This window comes from Bacillus sp. JJ1533 (genome assembly GCF_036965045.1).
Lineage (GTDB): Bacteria > Bacillota > Bacilli > Bacillales > Bacillaceae_L > Ferdinandcohnia.
In genome coordinates this window covers 108,174-122,043 of sequence record NZ_JBALOV010000002.1, presented here as the reverse complement: position 1 = coordinate 122,043, position 13,870 = coordinate 108,174, and the positions used below count along the sequence as shown (strand labels likewise).

The following is a 13,870-nucleotide window of genomic DNA, read 5'->3' as shown; positions in this document are numbered from 1 at the left end:
TACAAAGGGTACACTTTAATGTAGACGTTGCTTTTTAAAATGATTTTACAGCTGTTAGCTTTCTTTTATTGATTCCCTTTGTATCACCAAACACGATACTACGATCACAAATCGCCTCTACATCATTACGATCATGCGTGACGATGATGCAGGTGATATTGGCTTTTTTTAAAATAGATTGAAGGTCTTGACGAATGGATTCCCTTAGGTCTGCATCTAAATTACTGAAGGGCTCATCCATCAATAGCAGGTTCGGTTTAGGTGCCAATGCTCTTGCTAGGGCAATACGTTGTTGCTGTCCGCCACTTAATTCATGAGGAAATCTCGACTCGAAGTCCTCCATTTTAACAAGTTCAAGCATTTCCTTAACTCGTTGTTTCCGTTCTTTCTTAGGTAGACGGTCTAATCCAAATAGTATATTATTCCTCACGTTCATATGTGGAAACAAGGCATAATCTTGAAATACCATTCCAACCTCCCGCTCCTCGGGCTGGATAAATAGACTATCGTTGAAAACAGGCTTTCCTGCAATTGTAATGCTTCCCTTTGTTCCCATTTCTAGGCCAGATATTAATCTAAGTAAGGTACTTTTCCCACTTCCACTTTTTCCTAATATCCCGACAATTTCTCCCTCATCAATAGAAAGAGAAAAATTTTCAATAATAGGAGAAACTTTCCGTGAAAATGAAAATCTAAGATTATTGATTTCAAGAATCTTCATTGTTCCACCTTCTTCTTATCGATCATTTGAAACACGACAACTGACAGTGTACTGATGCCAATAATCATCAGAGAAGTAATTGAAGCTTCGTAAATTAGTTCATCTTTTGCGTATTGGTAGGTTTTTGTTGCTAATGTTTCGAAGTTAAACGGTCTCAATAGTAGGACCAAAGGTAATTCCTTCGTTATCTCAACAAAGGTTAAAATAAATCCACTTACAATTGCCCCTTTCATTAAGGGCAAATCGATTTTGAAAAATGTTTTCGTAACATTTTTCCCAAGTACTCTGGAAGCTTCTGCATATTTCATGCCAACCTTTTCAAATCCTACCTCAATAGCGTTAAAGCCTGTCGCCATGAAGCGAATGGTGTATCCAACAATAAGCATAACGATCGAAAGACTTAAAATCAATGGAGCATTTCCATATCCTAGATAGGAGTACATTGGTGAAAGCCATTTATCAAGAGTGATAAATAAAGCTAGGACTCCAATTGCGATAATGGCACCAGGAATGGAGTATCCAGACGTTACTAGTTTCGATAAAATATATGAAAAAGTCGAATGGGAACGACTGACATTTGCAACAATAACGGCTAAAAGTAAGATAAGAATTGTTGAAATAAGTGCAACATATACCGTCTGATACAAAAGAGTGACAAACGATTCATCCCAAACCTTGTGAAAGGTTAATTTTGCCCATGAAAGTAATTGAATAAAAGGGATAAAAAAGCCAAGCGCGAATACAATTGAGCAATAACTAAATGCTGCAAAAGCAGAAAATCCTTTTAACTGCTTCGGAGAAAGTGGTCTTGTTTTATTACTTAAATTATATCGACGCTGATTACGTAAAACGCGTTCCAAAATAAATAGACCTACAATTATGATCATTAACCAAGCAGCTAATCGCATCGCGGTATCTATATCATACATTCCAAACCATGTTTGAAAAATGGCCGTTGTAATCGTCTGAATTCCAAAGTAACTTGTAACGCCATAATCACTAAGGACTTCATAAATAACTAGTACCACTCCGCCAATAATTGCTGGTCTTGAAAGTGGTAAAACTACCCTAAAAAATACAGCCAGTGGCTTACTGCCTAACACTCTCGCATTTTCAATATAAGCAGTACTTTGGTTTTCTAAAAATGCCTTTGTAATGATATACACATATGGAAACAAAAATAACGAGAAGACAAAAATTGCACCTCGCAGAGAAGATAATGACAATAATTCGGGATTGATTTGGTAGTCAAATGTATTCCTTAGTGTAACTTGTAGAACCCCAGTATAACTAAGCATGGTTCGATACGTATATGCTGCAATATACGGGGGGATAGCTAGCGGAAGAATTAACCCCCATCTAAAAAACTTCTTTAAAGGGAAGTCGTATGCTGCAATAAGCCACGCTAAAGTTACACCCAAACATGCTGTTACAAGCCCAGTAATGGTCATTAGGACAAATGTATTTAATACATAATTAGTAAGTAAGTATTGTTTAATGTGCATCCAATTTTCATTTGGTTCTTGAAACAATGAAAAAAACACAAAAAGGATAGGGAGCAGTATAATGGCTGCTCCAATCATACTAATTATCCACCATCCATTTAGTTCCTTTTGTAAAATACGCTTGATAGTCTGAGCTTTCATATTACTTCCAGCCAGTTTTATTGAAGATTTCAATTGCTTTTTTGTTGTGCTCATCTAAAGTATCAAAATTAAGTTCTTGCATTTTGAAATCACCCCATGATTGAAGGATCTCTGGTTTTTCAGCATTCGGATTTACCGGAAACTCATAGTTATTTGCGGATAGGAACTCCTGTGCCTCTACACTTGTCATATACTCAATAAGCTTAATTGCATTTTCTTTGTTCTTACTATGTTTAGTTAACGCTACTCCACTAATGTTTACATGAGTACCATTCGTTTCTTGGTTAGGGAAAAACACACCAATTCCTTCTGCTACTTTCTTTTCTTCTGGGTCTTCAGAATTGGCCATTAAACCAACATAATAGGTGTTCATGATGGCTACATCACCAGTTCCGGCTGCAATTGCTTTTGCTTGGTCACGGTCACCACCGTCTGGTTGACGAGCAAAATTTTTCACAATTCCTGCTGACCATTCTTCAGCAGCAGATTCACCGTTTAATTCAATGAATGAAGCGAGTAATGACTGGTTATAGAGACTAGTTGAAGATCTAGCTAAGACTTTCCCATGCCATTTCTCATTTGTTAAATCCTCATAAGTGGACAGTTCATCCGGAGAAACTCGATCCTTTGAGTAGACAATAACACGCGCTCTTGTTGCGATTCCAACCCAGTTATTATCAGTATCTCTTAAGTTTTCTGGAACATTCTCAATTACTGCGGTAGATTCAATAGGTTGAAGAATGTCATTTTTCTTAGCGTGGGCAAGAACTCCACCATCAACCGTAACAAATAAATCCGCTTGAGTACTTTCTCCTTCACGTTTAATTCGTTCAATAAGTTCTTCAGCTTCGGCTTTGATTACATTTACTTTGATACCGGTTTTTTCAGTGAAATTTTTATACACTGTATCGTCTGCTTCATAATGTCTAGCCGTATATACGTTCACTTCTTGAGTTTTAGCATCCTCTTTTTTTGTACCATTTTTTCCTTCTTCTGCGTTATTTGTGCCACACCCTATTAAAGCGATTGTTAATGCAGAAGTAACAAGTATAGGTTTAAAAAGCTTTTTAAGATTCATATTATGTAACATCCTTTCCTTTTATGAAAATGAAAATCATTATCAATTAGTATGATTTTATTTTACTTATTGTCCTTAAATACGTCAACCACAAATTGAAAAAATCCACAAAAAAAAGAGAAGAAGGGTCACATCATCACACTTTAAAATGCTCGGACTGGACCCTCATTCCCTAAAAATATGTTTAAAATCTCCGTGAGCGTGTTTCTGTTTTGAATAACTCTGTTCCCTTTACTTCCTTGTCATAACTCCCATTAATCGAAAGCTTTCCAGTATTAAAATATTCATACTAAGCCACACCCCTCCAAAAACATATCCTGCAATAATTTCACTTGGTAGTTGAAGGTCAAAATAGACTCTACTTATTGCCATAAGAAGAAAAAGAATAAGAAAACCATTACTCCTCCCGTATGAATCCGAGCGCTATTTTGGTAACGTAAGAGCATAAATACAAAAAATCCATAAATGACAAACGCCATTAAGGATTGTTCACTAGGAAAAGAAAAAGAAAATGGTTCCACTTGTTTACTGTTAATAGGAGCAATTTGATGAAAAATCCGTCTTATACTCTCTTCATAAAATTCACCACCCACTAAAACAATCACTAGAAATATACTTTCAAGTAACTTATCTCGTCCATTCCACAGAACAAAAAGGATAGTCACAATTGTGACGGCGATGAGTGCTTTTTGTAAACCTATATTCAAAAGTAGCTCCATTATCGGATCCCAACTTTGATTGAAAAGTAAACGAACTAATAGAATTGCAATTTCATTGAAATCATTAAATTCATTTGCAAGAAAGTCCTGGGTCAAACCGAACATTAATAAAATAAACCCTAGAGTAGCTACCATCATCCCTACTATAAATACCCCGGCCTGTTTTTGTGTACGAAACAAATTTATGACTTTATCAATCAAAAGCATCGCACTTTCTTTGATTTGCACTTTGTATTTTTTTAGTACATAAATCACACCTAGAAGGATTGCCGCAATCATACATATAATCAGTAAATATTTCTTAATCGTCGAATGAAATTGCTCCCACTGTGGTCCTAATAGTTTTCCTAAAGAAATAAAAACACTTACCCAAATGAACGACCCGCTATATGCATAAAGTGCATAACTTCGAAATGGTATTTGTGTTGTTCCCGAAAAGTAGCCTGTAATGTGACGAATACCAGGGATATAATAGGCAATTATAATCACTTTATTTCCATAGGCTGTAAACCACTGTGATACTTTTTTAATTCTTTCAGGACCTAGATGTAAGCGATGTCCATATTTTTCAAAAAACGGTGAACCTAATTTTATGCCAATCCAATACGAAATCGTCATTCCAACCGAACTACCAGTTCCAGCAATTAAAATACTTAAGAACCAATTAAGATCGCCTTGATATACAAGATACCCCGTATACATCATAACTACTTCACCAGGTAAAGGCAGTGCCAATAGTTCCATCAATAATGCAAAAAACAATACCAAGTAACCATGTTGATTAAGCAATGTGGTTATAAAGTCCATTAAAAGTGATCTCCTTATAAGCCTATTAAAACCCCTTCTCCATTTTAGACGTAGAATTTTAAGAGTAAACTCTGCATTCAAATTTAAATAGCAGAAGCCTGCCCCCCTTTGCGTGACGCTTTGCTTCACTAGGGGGCCAGGCTCTTATCATTTAACATAAACTAGAAGATTACTGTCTCACATTTAAAAGTGTTTTTATCTCCTTTATTTGTTCGATGTGTCTCTGCTCATGCAAATAGATTTGTTCAATCCATTGATCAAGTGGCAATTCACCCAGGGCAGGATGCTTTATTGATTTTTTTGTCAATATTGATTGATCTTCTATTGTGCTAAGGAAAGTCAGCAATTTGTGCCTAGATTCGTTTAGCATGTCAAGGATTGACTGAACTTCAAATGGTTCTATATCTGGTTCGACGATTTTGGGGGCTTTAATCCTGTTCGTTCGATCCAATATAAGTTGGACGTTTTGGCGGTTTTTGGGAGTATTGTCAACCGCCTTTAATCCCCAAGCTATAGCCTTTATTGTTGCTAGTTCCGTCAAAACTAAGTGATGACAAACTTGTGCTATACTCCATTTGTTCATCCCAGGACTTTCGTTAAATTGAGTATAACTTAATGAAGTAATCTCCTTGACTACGTTATTTCTCGTTTCATACAGACCGTCATTTACTACGTTATTCATGAACTTTTCCCCCTCACGTTTACATTCCAAGGTTCCTATTCTGTATATATTTCTTCCAGATGAGATGTATTCTTTGAGTTTAATACTACAAAGTTTTCCCATAGCCAAAACTTTTGCCTTACAAAACTATTATTGTTTTATCACAAAAACGTTGCCGTAGACTAACACGAAACCCCTTTGATACAATGGGATTCAATGTTATTTTTTGGAGGAAATGAAATGGAGCAGAGGTATCAGGATTTGAAGCTGGGGGAACGTGGTGCGATTTTGAGCATTGCTGTTTATATCTTCTTATCGTTTTTGAAAGTAATCATTGGGTTTATAGCCGGTTCAGAAGCTCTGAAAGCCGATGGATTAAATAACACAACCGATATAGTTGCATCCGTTGCAGTTTTGGTTGGTTTAAAACTTTCCCAAAAACCACCTGATGACGATCACCCTTATGGCCATTGGAAAGCAGAAACTGTTTCTTCCTTAATTGCATCATTAATTATGATGGTGGTTGGAGTTCAGGTTCTATACGGTGCAGCATCTTCTATCTTCAGTGGTAAACATGAATCACCTGATATGATCGCAGCATGGACAGGATTCATTTCCGCTTTTATCATGATGTTGGTATACCGATATAATAAAAATCTTGCCGAAAAAGTAAAAAGTCATGCCGTGATGGCTGCTGCTAAAGATAATCTATCTGATGCCTGGGTGAGTATTGGTACTGCAATCGGAATTTTAGGATCCCAGCTTGGCATACCATGGCTTGATCCAGTAACTGCATTTGTTGTTGGGTTATTAATCTGTAAAACCGGTTGGGACATTTTCCAAGAATCTTCCCATTATTTAACAGATGGCTTTGATATCCATGATTTAGAAGAATATAAACAGACTATTTTACAGGTAAACGGGGTTTTAGAAGTAAAAGATATAAAGGGCAGGACTTATGGAAATAGCAATGTCGTGGATGTTGTGATATCTGTTCCGAATCATTTAGATATTACAGAGGCACATGAAATATCTTCAAAAGTAGAAAGCAGTTTAATGAAGCAACATAATGTTTTCGATGTTCATGTGCATGTTGAGCCAGTTGGAGATGATACGTTAATTATGAATTGAATAATCATTTTTAATCAGGACATATTGGCTCTTATATCCTTCAATTATTTAATTCGTTTAGCATAGGTCATTCTAATTAAATGCCGGTATATTCCTATTCATTATTTCATATGAATAGAGTAAATCGTTGGGATTATTGGAGGGATTGGAATGAATAGAAATAAAGATTTGCATGCCGATACCGGCGTCACTTCAGGAATGTTTGTAGAGCGATCTTTAAATGAAATTCGTTTTTGGTCTAGGATTATGAAAGAACATTCTTTATTTCTCCGATTAGGTTTTAGAGCCGAAGACACTCAGTTAATCCAAGAAGCCAATCAATTTTACCGCATATTCGAACACATTGAACAAATGGCACATTCCCTTTCCAATCAAACCGATCCTGAACAAATAAGGAAATTTAATTCGGAAGTACAGCAAGCCGCAACTGGTATATTTGCATTTAAACGAAAAATATTAGGTTTAATTCTCACATGTAAACTTCCAGGGGCAAACAATTTCCCTCTCCTTGTTGACCATACAAGCAGGGAGGCAAATTATTTTCGAAAAAGATTAATAGAATTAAATGAAGGTAAACTTAAGCCACTTCCTGAAGCTATTATTAAAGAAAATGTCTTCTTCTTACGAATAATGGCTGATCATGCAAAATTTATTGGCCATTTGTTGGATCCATCCGAGAGGAAGTTAGTTGATATGGCCCGAAATTTTAGTAATGATTTTGATCAATTAATGTATCAAGCAAGAGATTTAGAATCTATGAGGCCACAATCCCAAACTGTTCCGCTATTAGATCAATTTCTGGATCAAAATCGTGTTTCTGTCGCATCACTTCGCGACTTCAAGAAAACAGCACGTGATCTAATCGAACAATGTAAAATAAAGAGTATCATTCATCCGTTATTAGCAGACCATGTTTTCCGTGAAGCTGATAGGTTCCTAGAAATAATTGATATGTTTGATGCTCATCTTACGAGCGTCAACCCTCAACCAAGGTAATACATCTAGGGACAAGGGCCAGGTACACTTTTCCACCAGTTAAACGGGAAGTGAAACCTTGTCCCCTTGTCCCACTCAGACATTCAGTTCCGCAACCATATACTCCTCAAACGCCTCACTATTCAATGGTTTACTAAAATAAAAACCTTGTCCAAACAATAAGCCATCCTTATTTAGTGCATTAACATGTTCCTGAATTTCGATTCCTTCAGCAATTACATTTAAACCTAAAGTTGTTGCCAGTGTTAAAACCGATTTTACAATGGCTTTACTTTCTTCATTTACATGAATATCTTTAATGAATGAGGCATCGACCTTTAGTGTATCTATCGGCAGATGCTTAAGATAACTAAGCGAACTATACCCTGTTCCGAAATCATCAATTGAAATTTGTATTCCCAATTGGCGGATTTCCTCAAGGACGGACGCAGCATCATTCACATCCATAAATACACTTTCTGTCACTTCAATTTCAAGCCATTTTGGGTCTAAATTCGTTTCTTTTAGTATTTTCTTTACTGAAGGAATAAAATTAGTATCCTCAAGCTGTCGGATCGAAACATTGACCGAAATGACCAATGATTGATGGCCAATTTCTTGCCATTTCTTCATTTGCCTACAGCTTTCTCGTAAGATCCATTCCCCTAAAGGAACAATTAATCCCGTTTCTTCAGCCAATGATATAAATTTACCAGGAGGTATCGTACCTAGCTCAGGATGTTTCCATCTCACCAAAGCCTCCATACCAATTAATTGTTTAGTAGAAATATTTAGTTTAGGCTGGTATTCCAAATAAAATTGTTCTTCTTTTATACCAACTCTCAATGCATTTTCGAGCAATCTACGTTCTAAAGATTCATTTTTAATTTCACTATTAAAAAGTAAATAATGATTCTTCCCTTTATTTTTAACACTGTAAAGGGCATCATCTGCATTCTTAATTAGTTCCTTTGAAGTGTCACCGTCGATAGGATAGGTAGCAACCCCAATACTGCATGTCATAATATGCTCCTGCCCAGAAATGGTGATTGGAGAGTTAAATTTCTTCAGTATTCGTGTCACATATTTTTTTAAATCATCTTCATCTTTTATATCCTTTAACAATACAATAAATTCATCGCCGCCTACCCGACCTGCTAGATCGCTAGGGCGAATTGCATCTTTTATTATTCTAGCGGCTTCAATTAAAACTTGATCACCTACATCATGACCCCACTGATCGTTAATTGATTTAAAATTATCTAGATCAATGAATAGTACTGACATTTTAGACGACGAAGCTCTGCGTTTCCTGTCAAGAATTTCTCTATTTAATTCGTTCATAAAAGAACGTCGATTCGGTAAATTTGTTAATGTGTCATGAAAAGCCAAGTGATATATTTTTTGTTCGAATATCTTCCTGAATCGGATATCACGCATGACAACGAGAATTAAATCATTTTTAGAAAAGGATGATTTGTCGATGACACTAAAACTGGCCTCGATATCAATATAATCCCCTTTGTTATCACGGATACGAATTTCAATATGTCTCACTGTTTTTTTTCGCTTGCAAAAAATCCTTATTTCCTTGTTAACCATCGCTTGATCATCCGGATGGATTAGATCGAAGAGATTTTGTTGTTTGATCGCAGCTAAGTCATATTTTAAAATCGCTTCAAAGGAAGGAGAGGTGTATTGAAAAGAGCCGTCCACTTCGATAAGACTAATTAAATCTGTTGTGTTTTCCGCAATTAATCTATATTTCTCGTTTTGTTCCTCTTCTGCTTGTTTTTGTGCTTCTCTATCAGAACTTATGGATTTGCCCATATAATCTACTCTACTATTCATATTTTCCACTTTATTAAACTCCCTTAAAGTTTCAATTGTTTATTTGAATGACTATATTGTAGCACCAAATGTTATTTGCATCAATTTCAAGACTCTTTAATTCAAGATGTTTTTCAAAAACAATATCGGCCTCGAATCCGAGGCCGATATGATTGTGATTATTTACATGTACTGTCTAGTTTTTTCGTTATGATCGTACTAATGTACGTTTTAGGAATTCCCTAGTACGGGCTTGTGTTGGATTATTGAAAATTTGCTCTGGGCTTCCTTCTTCTGCAATGACACCCTTGTCCATAAACACAACTCGGTCCGATACTTCTTTTGCGAATTCCATTTCGTGCGTTACGATTAACATCGTAAGACCAGATTCAGCGAGTTCCTTCATGACTCTCAGAACTTCTCCTACCATTTCCGGATCAAGGGCTGAAGTTGGTTCATCAAATAACATCACATCTGGTTCCATGGAAAGAGCTCTTGCGATGGCCACACGTTGCTTTTGCCCACCTGATAATTGCTTGGGCTTGGCATTAATATATTTATCCATACCAACAACCTTCAAATACTTCATCGCTACTCGTTCCGCTTCTTCCTTAGAGCGTTTCAGTACTTTTATTTGACCAACCACACAATTGCCAAGGACATTATGATTATTAAATAAGTTAAATTGTTGGAAAACCATCCCTAAATGTCTTCGATAAGAAGCGACATCATGCTTGTCATTTAATATATTTTCACCATCATAGATAATTTGTCCGCCACTTGGTTTTTCTAATAGATTAATACAACGAAGAAGAGTAGATTTACCAGATCCTGAGGAACCGATTATGGAGACTACCTCTCCTTTATTGACGGAGAAATCAATATCTTTTAATACTTCATGCGTTCCAAAGGATTTGTTTAAATGTTGAATATCAATCATCTTTTCCATTTTCTCTCCTCCTTCTTCAGTTATTTTGATTTGCTTGTAATGGTCTATCGTTTCCAATCATCGTATAGTTATCAGAACCATCTAATTTTTTTTCAAAGTATAATAGTATTCTAGTAACAATAAAGGTCATCACAAAATAGATCATACATGCTACGAAAAATGATTCAAAATATCTAAAATTATTGCCTGAAATCGATTTTGTCACGAAATACAATTCTGTAACAGAAATCACATTCAGAACGGACGTATCTTTAATGTTAATGACAAATTGATTACCTGTTGCAGGTAGAATATTTCGGATAACCTGTGGTAATACAACATTCCACATCGTTTGGAAATGATTCATTCCAATCGCATGTGCGGCTTCAAACTGGCCTTTATCGATTGAAACAATCCCACCACGAACATACTCAGCCATATAAGCTCCTGTATTAATTGATACAACAATAATCGCAGCAACAAACACATTCATATCAATGTCAAATGCTAACGCCGAACCATAATAAATGACCATTGCTTGTACAATCATCGGTGTTCCACGGAAGAATTCGATATAAATGGAGAGGATAGCATTAATCACTTTTAAAATGACTTTGTTCACTCCACGTTCAGGCATTGGAATTGTTCGAATCACTCCTGCAAACAATCCAATCACTGCCCCAAAAATTGTCCCAATTAAAGCAATCAAAAGTGTTACACCTGCACCCCGAAGGAACATTGGCCAGTTTTCTGTGATTATTCGAATGACCCACTCAAAACTCATCTTATTTCCTCCCTAATTCTATAAACCATACAGCTGGTTTCTCGTAAGTGTTATTGTGCTGCCGGTTGATTTTTAATCGCTGAATCCATAATGCTTGTACGTTCTTCTTCTGAAATACCAGCTAAAACTTCATTAATTTTATCTGTTAATTCACTGCCCTTTTGAACTCCAACAGCAATTGCTGTATCATCTGGAGATGTTTTAAATCCTTCTTCAAACTCAACCATGACAAAGTTCTCATTCGCAGATGAAGCACTAATTCCTTCAGGACGCTCAGAAACATATCCATCAATCATTCCTGATTCAAGAGCAACTCTCATCGCTGGGAAGTTGTCCATCGCCGTTTTCTTCTCAACGCCTTCAATTTGATCAATCACTGAGTAGTGGAATGTATTTAACTGAGCTGTTATTTTTGCTCCATTGAAATCTTGAATAGAAGTAGCATTTTCATATTTGCTGCCTTTCTTTACAACCATCACTAAATTGGATGTATAGTAATTACTTGAAAAATCAATGGCTTCTTTACGTTCTGCTGTCGGTGACATACCAGCTATGATGGCATCAATTTTCCCTGATGTTAAAGCTGGAACAAGTCCATCCCACTCCGTTTTGACAATAACTAATTCTTTACCTAATCCTTCAGCGACTTTTTTTGCGATTTCTACGTCATATCCACCCGCATATTCTTTCGAGCCCTGAATTTTAACAGCACCGTTCGAATCATCGTTTTGAGTCCAGTTAAATGGCGCATAACCTGCTTCAAGGCCTACCTTAAATATCTTATCCTCTGACGATCCAGAATCAGAACTATTACTTGTCCCACATCCTGCTAATAATAGAATGGATGAAATCAATAAAACTATGAATAATGATATTTTATTTCTCATGTTGTATTTCCTCCTATTTTTTGATAAATTTCGACACAAAAAAGCGACCCGAGATATACTCAGGTCGCTGTATCGTTTCCCTAAAGTCCTCTCTTTTATCCCAAATGAGATAGCACAACTCAATAAACCTGGGGGTTTATTGAGACAGTCCTGCAGCTCTTAACTACAGACCCAGCATGTAATACCGAGAATATTACACACTTCGGCGACATTTCCTTCTCCTTAGCATCACTGCTTCTCAAACTCCACTAAAGACTGTTAAATATCGCGCCTCTACCTCACTATTGAAAAAGTGAGGTCTTATTCAATTAATTTTTATACTACAATAATATCTATAAAGCCGTCAACCATTATTTATTAGCAATATCTAGTAAACCACTATTTCAACTTGTTATATGTGGGAAAACAAATAAGCTTTTGAGTCTGTGGCAGCTCTTTCTTCTAGGTTAATTCAATCTGCTTTGTTTCTTTCCCAAAAAAGGCAAGTACAATCACACCGATCACAATGCTTATGCAAAACAGCGTAAAAATGAAACTAATTGATTGCCCTGCAGAAACAAGAGTACCAACAAGGAGCGGTCCAAGAATCCCACCTACACGTCCAATTGCCGCGGCCATACCAGCTCCTGTCCCACGAATGACGGCAGGATATTGTTCTGGAGTATAAGCATATAAAGCCCCCCATGCACCAAGGTTGAAGAATGATAAAAAGATACCTGAAACGATGAGAACTGCAGTCGTTTCTGCCTGTCCGAAAACAAGGGCGGCACCTGCCGTTCCTAATAAATACGTAACAAGTACAAACTTTCTTCCTACTCGTTCAATCAGCCATGCAGCTGTAAAATAACCCGGAAGCTGAGCAAGGGTCATGATTAAAACATATTCAAAGCTTTGAATCATACTAAATCCTTTCATCACCATTACACTTGGTAACCAAAGGAACATTCCATAGTATGAAAAAACAACCGTGAACCAGACCACCCAAAGTACAAATGTGGAGCGTGTATACTTCTTCGACCATACATCTCTGATGTTCTGGACAATCGTCCTTTTCTCTACTTTCTGGCGCGAAAACGCTGGAGAGTCCGGAAGCTTCAGCCTTAAGTAGATAGCATAAAAGGCAGGTAAAGCACTAATAATAAGTGCGACACGCCAGCCATATGAAGGAATTATAAAATAAGAAATAAGTGCTGCAAGTAACCAACCAAAAGCCCAAAAACTTTCAAGCAGAACAACTACTCTTCCACGTTCTTTCGCCGCCACACTCTCAGATACGAGGGTTGAAGCAACAGGCAATTCTCCACCAAGCCCCATCCCGACAAAAAAACGCAGAACTAAAAATACAAAGAGAGTTGTTGTAAATGCTGAAAGACCACTCGCAAGTGAAAATAATAATAAGGTGATAATAAATATATTCTTCCTGCCAATTCTATCCGCCCATAAGCCGAAAAGAAGAGCGCCGACAGCCATTCCGATTGAGTTCACACTTCCGATCCACCCCATCTGTTGAGGCGTCAAACCCCAATCAGTGTGCAGTGCTGCAATTATAAACGAAAGCATTCCGACATCCATGGCATCAAACATCCAGCCGAGCCCTGCAATACCAAGAAGCTTCCGCTTCGAGATTGTTTTTTCTGACATGATTTACCCTCCCTAGTGTCTTGTCAGTTGTCATTACCACCTTACTATAATCGGCTTTATTC

Annotated in this window: 12 protein-coding genes and 1 riboswitch; of the genes, 2 read left to right on the top strand and 10 right to left on the bottom strand. The window is 36.8% G+C overall.

Annotated elements, in window-relative coordinates; translation table 11 throughout:
- Positions 1–34 precede the first annotated feature (34 nt).
- From V7138_RS01080 to V7138_RS01060, 5 genes are all read right to left on the bottom strand, one after another.
- On the bottom strand, positions 35–721 hold the full coding sequence (locus V7138_RS01080; protein WP_335393432.1) for an ABC transporter ATP-binding protein: 687 nt from the start codon (positions 719–721) through the stop codon (positions 35–37).
- Positions 718–2,367: an ABC transporter permease gene (locus V7138_RS01075; protein WP_335393431.1), complete on the bottom strand. Its 1,650-nt coding sequence runs from the start codon at positions 2,365–2,367 to the stop codon at positions 718–720. The genes V7138_RS01080 and V7138_RS01075 overlap by 4 nt, the downstream gene beginning before the upstream one ends.
- A 1-nt stretch (position 2,368) precedes the next feature.
- Positions 2,369–3,445 (bottom strand): Fe(3+) ABC transporter substrate-binding protein, encoded by a 1,077-nt coding sequence (locus V7138_RS01070; protein WP_335393430.1) that lies wholly within the window; start codon positions 3,443–3,445, stop codon positions 2,369–2,371.
- A 362-nt stretch (positions 3,446–3,807) separates the two neighbouring features.
- The gene (locus V7138_RS01065; RefSeq protein ID WP_335393429.1) at positions 3,808–4,971 is read right to left on the bottom strand and encodes a VTT domain-containing protein; all 1,164 of its coding nucleotides are present in this window, start codon (positions 4,969–4,971) and stop codon (positions 3,808–3,810) included.
- A 169-nt stretch (positions 4,972–5,140) separates the two neighbouring features.
- Positions 5,141–5,653 carry a DinB family protein gene (locus V7138_RS01060; RefSeq protein ID WP_335393427.1) on the bottom strand — a complete coding sequence of 171 codons (513 nt, stop codon included), beginning with the start codon at positions 5,651–5,653 and terminating at the stop codon, positions 5,141–5,143.
- Between the two features lie 219 nt (positions 5,654–5,872).
- On the opposite strand from V7138_RS01060, the gene V7138_RS01055 reads away from it, so the two are divergent.
- Both V7138_RS01055 and V7138_RS01050 read left to right on the top strand, forming a co-directional pair.
- Positions 5,873–6,763, top strand: a complete 891-nt coding sequence (locus V7138_RS01055) for a cation diffusion facilitator family transporter (RefSeq protein ID WP_335393425.1) — start codon at positions 5,873–5,875, stop codon at positions 6,761–6,763.
- 150 nt (positions 6,764–6,913) lie between these two features.
- Positions 6,914–7,759, top strand: a complete 846-nt coding sequence (locus V7138_RS01050; protein WP_335393423.1) for a DUF2935 domain-containing protein — start codon at positions 6,914–6,916, stop codon at positions 7,757–7,759.
- 75 nt (positions 7,760–7,834) lie between these two features.
- On the opposite strand, the gene V7138_RS01045 is transcribed toward V7138_RS01050, so the two are convergent.
- From V7138_RS01045 to V7138_RS01025, 5 genes are all read right to left on the bottom strand, one after another.
- Positions 7,835–9,589, bottom strand: coding sequence for a putative bifunctional diguanylate cyclase/phosphodiesterase (locus tag V7138_RS01045; RefSeq protein WP_335393447.1), 1,755 nt, complete (start codon positions 9,587–9,589; stop codon positions 7,835–7,837).
- 187 nt (positions 9,590–9,776) lie between these two features.
- Positions 9,777–10,517: an amino acid ABC transporter ATP-binding protein gene (locus V7138_RS01040; RefSeq protein WP_335393421.1), complete on the bottom strand. Its 741-nt coding sequence runs from the start codon at positions 10,515–10,517 to the stop codon at positions 9,777–9,779.
- 16 nt (positions 10,518–10,533) lie between these two features.
- Complete coding sequence (locus tag V7138_RS01035) at positions 10,534–11,280, bottom strand: amino acid ABC transporter permease (protein ID WP_335393419.1); 747 nt, start codon at positions 11,278–11,280, stop codon at positions 10,534–10,536.
- Positions 11,281–11,330: 50 nt separating this feature from the next.
- Positions 11,331–12,167 (bottom strand): transporter substrate-binding domain-containing protein, encoded by an 837-nt coding sequence (locus V7138_RS01030; RefSeq protein ID WP_335393417.1) that lies wholly within the window; start codon positions 12,165–12,167, stop codon positions 11,331–11,333.
- A 102-nt stretch (positions 12,168–12,269) separates the two neighbouring features.
- Positions 12,270–12,451: riboswitch (Lysine riboswitch) on the bottom strand.
- A 157-nt stretch (positions 12,452–12,608) separates the two neighbouring features.
- Positions 12,609–13,808 (bottom strand): MFS transporter, encoded by a 1,200-nt coding sequence (locus V7138_RS01025; RefSeq protein WP_335393415.1) that lies wholly within the window; start codon positions 13,806–13,808, stop codon positions 12,609–12,611.
- Positions 13,809–13,870: the final 62 nt, after the last annotated feature.

What these genes read in the sequence shown, in the direction of transcription:
- V7138_RS01080 (WP_335393432.1), bottom strand. Translation starts at nt 721, where the DNA reads ATGAAGATTCTTGAAATCAATAATCTTAGATTTTCATTTTCACGGAAA.
- V7138_RS01075 (WP_335393431.1), bottom strand. Translation starts at nt 2,367, where the DNA reads ATGAAAGCTCAGACTATCAAGCGTATTTTACAAAAGGAACTAAATGGA.
- V7138_RS01070 (WP_335393430.1), bottom strand. Translation starts at nt 3,445, where the DNA reads ATGAATCTTAAAAAGCTTTTTAAACCTATACTTGTTACTTCTGCATTA.
- V7138_RS01065 (WP_335393429.1), bottom strand. Translation starts at nt 4,971, where the DNA reads ATGGACTTTATAACCACATTGCTTAATCAACATGGTTACTTGGTATTG.
- V7138_RS01060 (WP_335393427.1), bottom strand. Translation starts at nt 5,653, where the DNA reads ATGAATAACGTAGTAAATGACGGTCTGTATGAAACGAGAAATAACGTA.
- V7138_RS01055 (WP_335393425.1), top strand. Translation starts at nt 5,873, where the DNA reads ATGGAGCAGAGGTATCAGGATTTGAAGCTGGGGGAACGTGGTGCGATT.
- V7138_RS01050 (WP_335393423.1), top strand. Translation starts at nt 6,914, where the DNA reads ATGAATAGAAATAAAGATTTGCATGCCGATACCGGCGTCACTTCAGGA.
- V7138_RS01045 (WP_335393447.1), bottom strand. Translation starts at nt 9,589, where the DNA reads ATGAATAGTAGAGTAGATTATATGGGCAAATCCATAAGTTCTGATAGA.
- V7138_RS01040 (WP_335393421.1), bottom strand. Translation starts at nt 10,517, where the DNA reads ATGGAAAAGATGATTGATATTCAACATTTAAACAAATCCTTTGGAACG.
- V7138_RS01035 (WP_335393419.1), bottom strand. Translation starts at nt 11,280, where the DNA reads ATGAGTTTTGAGTGGGTCATTCGAATAATCACAGAAAACTGGCCAATG.
- V7138_RS01030 (WP_335393417.1), bottom strand. Translation starts at nt 12,167, where the DNA reads ATGAGAAATAAAATATCATTATTCATAGTTTTATTGATTTCATCCATT.
- V7138_RS01025 (WP_335393415.1), bottom strand. Translation starts at nt 13,808, where the DNA reads ATGTCAGAAAAAACAATCTCGAAGCGGAAGCTTCTTGGTATTGCAGGG.